The following is a 2,210-nucleotide window of genomic DNA, read 5'->3' as shown; positions in this document are numbered from 1 at the left end:
CCTTATAACCTGGCTGGAACAGGCTCGGCAGACCCACCCAGCCAAGACCAGGAGTCGGGAACATGAGTATCCGCCTCCAAACGAAAGTGCGAATTGGTGTCATGTGAAAGATCAAGCGTCAGCATCGAAACCAACCTGCAACAAAGCGCGGCTCCAAGCGGCATGATCCGGATACGGGGTGCGAGCAAAGTTGACGCAACGAAAACAGCCGGTAACGAACATGAGGACGAAATCAAACGCGCTGTCCTGGCTTCTCAGGATCAGCATCGCGGCAGCGGTCATCGGCGGCGTCGGCACGGTTGCCGGCACCCCGCTGACAAGGCTCGGCGCGATGACTTCGGGCGAGATTTCGACGCTGCATACCGCACTGTTTTTCGCCACGGTCTGGATTGTTTCCAGCCTGCGCATCGCCCGGCTCAAGGCCCTCTGGCGGGTCGGCCTTAGGCTGACGGGTTTGCGCGGCGCCTCCGGCAACTTGCTGCCGAGAGGACCGAAGGCCCGCGCCGCGACGGGGCGCTCCGTGGGCGGCGCGGGCACTTCGGGGGTATCCTGAAGAGACCCGCAACAGGTTCATTTTTGAAGAATTGGCATTTGGGGAACTGCGACGATGAAAACGAAATTCGCTGCTTCGGTGCTGTCCGCACTGCTTTACGCCCAGGGCCTGCTCGGCTTTGCCGGTCTTGCTACCGTGCTCCTCCGGGACCGCGCCCATGCAAGCGAACTCACCATGGGCAGTGACATGCCGGTGGGGCCATCGCTTCTGCTGGTACGCTGAGCGTCAAGAGCATCGGGCCCAGAGATGGAAAATCCGATGCCCGAAAAAAGGGATTGCGCCAGTAGCAGGCAGTCAGTCGGCAAATTGCCGCGGCGGATCGAACCGATAGCCGGCGCCACGTATTGTGGTGATGGTGTCGGTGTCGAGCTTGCGGCGCAGCCGCACGATGCGCGAATCGATCGAGCGATCGAAGGCGTCGGCGTTTTCGGCCGGTGCCGCGGCGATGATATCGTCACGCGTCAGCACCTTGCGCGGACTGGCCAGGAACAACCTGAGCAGGGCCACCTGGCCAGGCGAAAGCTGTTCCTCGGAGCCGGAGCGATGCATGACCATGGCCGATCTCAGATCGACGGTCGCGTTCTCCAGCACGATCAGTTCCTGGGTGCCCCTGCCGCGGCGCGAAAGCAGACCGCCGACACGGGCGGCCAGTTCACGGACATTGAGCGGGCTCTCGACGACGTCGGCCGCACCAAGCTCCAGCGCCAGCACCTTGTCGACAAGATCGGCCGGGCGGCAGATCAGAATGAAATCCGGTCCGCCCTCACCGCCCCCACCTTGGCCGCCATAACGCCGGAGCAGGTCCCGCCCCTCCGCCTGGCTGAGACTGTCGCCGACGACGACGACGTCGATGCCCTTTCCCGACAACAGCGATTCGGCCTCCCAGGGCTGGCGCGCCTGATGCACATCGTGACCGCGCCGCTCGAGATGGTCGGCGAGTTCGGTCGCCACCACTTCGGCTACCGAAACGAGCGCAATGACGGATCGTGCAGCCATGTTTTCCAACCGTTCCCTAGCAACCCGGATATGAGTGCTGGACATGATGTTTATACCCAATCTACTTTCCACTGAAAGTGGGAGCGAAAGCATCGTGCGGGCAAGAATTGTCATCGTCGAGGACGAGCCCGATCTACGGGACGCGGTCGCCGAATATCTTGGCGCCGCCGGCTATGAGGTGGCCACCGCCGAAAGTGCTGCCGCTGCGCGCAGCCTCGTTGAAACGCAATCGTTCCATCTCGCCATTCTCGACATCGCCATGCCGGGCGAGGACGGCCTCTCGCTCGGCCGCTGGCTGCGTTCGAAACTGCCGATCGGCATCATCTATGCGACAGCGGCCGGCACCGCGCTCGACCGCATCGTCGGGCTGGAACTCGGTGCCGACGATTACATCGTCAAGCCCTACGAATTGCGCGAAGTGCTGGCCAGGGTGCGCAGCGTGTTGCGCCGCGTTCCCCAGCCGAAGGAGCTCCAGGACAAGAAGGCCGGGACGGATCGCCGTTCCGTTGCCTTCGGTCCCTTCCAGGCCGACCTCGACGGCAGGCTGGTCACCGGCGCCAATGGCGCGGTGATCGACATGGCCAAGAGTGAGTTCGACGTGCTGGAGATTTTCCTCACCCGCGCCAATCGGCTGCTAACCCGCGCCGCGATCTCCGAGGCG

The 2,210-nt window shown here is 63.2% G+C and carries 4 protein-coding genes; 2 read left to right on the top strand and 2 right to left on the bottom strand.

The annotated features are described in order from the left end of the window. Positions 1–111: 111 nt before the first annotated feature. A complete protein-coding gene (locus EN939_RS38700; protein ID WP_164752086.1) occupies positions 112–408 on the bottom strand; it encodes a hypothetical protein in 297 nt (98 codons plus the stop codon). A 199-nt stretch (positions 409–607) separates the two neighbouring features. Here EN939_RS38700 and EN939_RS31055 point away from each other — a divergent pair, with 199 nt between their 5' ends. After that, positions 608–775, top strand: a complete 168-nt coding sequence (locus EN939_RS31055; RefSeq protein ID WP_081738724.1) for a hypothetical protein — start codon at positions 608–610, stop codon at positions 773–775. A 72-nt stretch (positions 776–847) separates the two neighbouring features. Here the strand turns inward: EN939_RS31055 and EN939_RS31050 are convergent, their stop codons facing one another. Beyond that, positions 848–1,549: a response regulator transcription factor gene (locus EN939_RS31050; RefSeq protein ID WP_127271440.1), complete on the bottom strand. Its 702-nt coding sequence runs from the start codon at positions 1,547–1,549 to the stop codon at positions 848–850. 46 nt (positions 1,550–1,595) lie between these two features. Here EN939_RS31050 and EN939_RS31045 point away from each other — a divergent pair. Continuing rightward, a partial coding sequence (locus EN939_RS31045) for a response regulator transcription factor (protein WP_206528385.1) occupies positions 1,596–2,210 on the top strand: 615 nt, incomplete at its 3' end.

The organism is Mesorhizobium sp. M7A.F.Ca.CA.002.05.1.1 (assembly GCF_003998335.1).
Lineage (GTDB): Bacteria > Pseudomonadota > Alphaproteobacteria > Rhizobiales > Rhizobiaceae > Mesorhizobium.
This window is presented reverse-complemented; position numbering and strand designations above follow the sequence as displayed.